1 pseudogene is annotated in these 268 nt (G+C 53.7%); it reads left to right on the plus strand.

Annotated features, from left to right (window positions below):
• Positions 1-268 (plus strand): annotated as a pseudogene (locus tag B2W52_RS07690) (erythrose-4-phosphate dehydrogenase); the annotation flags it as partial.

A 268-nucleotide genomic window follows, 5' to 3' on the forward strand; every position in this document is an offset into this window, starting at 1 on the left:
ACTCCTACACCAACGACCAGAAACTGAGCGACGTGTACCACTCTGATCTTTACCGCGCTCGCTCTGCCACTCAATCGATGATTCCAACGAAGACCGGCGCGGCTGCCGCCATTGGCAAGGTTATTCCGGAACTTGAGGGAAAGCTTGATGGCCTCGCAGTTCGCGTCCCCACCATCAACGTATCATTGGTGGACTTTGGCTTTATCGCCAGCCGCGAAACGACCGTTGACGAAGTAAACGAAGCGATAAAAACAGCGGCCGAGAAAAA

Origin of the sequence: Marinobacter sp. UBA2498 (genome assembly GCF_002341575.1) — a bacterium.
GTDB classification, from domain to species: Bacteria; Pseudomonadota; Gammaproteobacteria; order Pseudomonadales; family Oleiphilaceae; genus Marinobacter; species Marinobacter manganoxydans.